Below are 670 nucleotides of genomic sequence, written 5' to 3'. Positions count from 1 at the left end.
GCAATTCACGTTCGGGCGCGAGTTGCGAGGCCCGCAGTTTCAGCACGGGTCCCGCATAGGACAGCCGCACCGGGCGCGGGTGGTGGCCCATGCGGGTGGCTGCGATGCGGCCGATCTGCGCGGTCATGTCGGGGCGGATCGCGAGCGTCGCCTGGCTGACCGGATCGACGAAGCGCACCGCATCCTGCGCGCGCGCGGCCTTCAGGCGACCGGCGAGACCGGCCTCGAACTCGGCGAGGGCGGGGTCGGCACGTTCATAGCCATAGGCATAAGCGGCGGCGAGCGCAGCGGCTTCGAGGCGCGCGGCGGCGTCGGCGAAGGGCGGGAGCCGGTCGCGGAAACCGGTCGGGAGGAGGGCGGTGGTCATGCTATATCCTTCTCCCTCTCCCCTCCGGGGAGAGGGTAGGGGAGAGGGGCCGTCATCCGCGCTTGCGCGCGGTTCAGCCCCTCTCCCAACCCTCTCCCCGCCAGCGGGGAGAGGGCTTTGTCCTCCATTACTCGGCGGTGTCGCTCTCGGCGGCCTGCGCCTCGGCAACAGCTGCGTCCGCTTCTTCGTCGGCAACCGTCGGCACCGTCGGCGGGACGATCGTCGCGATGGTGAAGTCGCGGTCGGTGATCGCCGGGGTCACGCCCTTGGGCAGCGTCACGTTCGAGCTGTGGATCGAATCGC

1 protein-coding gene is annotated in these 670 nt (G+C 70.7%); it reads right to left on the bottom strand.

All coding sequences use genetic code 11. The features are described from left to right. Nucleotides 1-367: ATP phosphoribosyltransferase regulatory subunit (locus tag AACY45_RS27305; protein ID WP_339548558.1), on the bottom strand; the 367-nt coding region annotated here is incomplete at its 3' end. Nucleotides 368-670: the final 303 nt, after the last annotated feature.

This window comes from Pseudomonas sp. RA_35y_Pfl2_P32 (assembly GCF_963970735.1).
Taxonomy (GTDB): domain Bacteria; phylum Pseudomonadota; class Gammaproteobacteria; order Pseudomonadales; family Pseudomonadaceae; genus Aquipseudomonas.
This window is presented reverse-complemented; position numbering and strand designations above follow the sequence as displayed.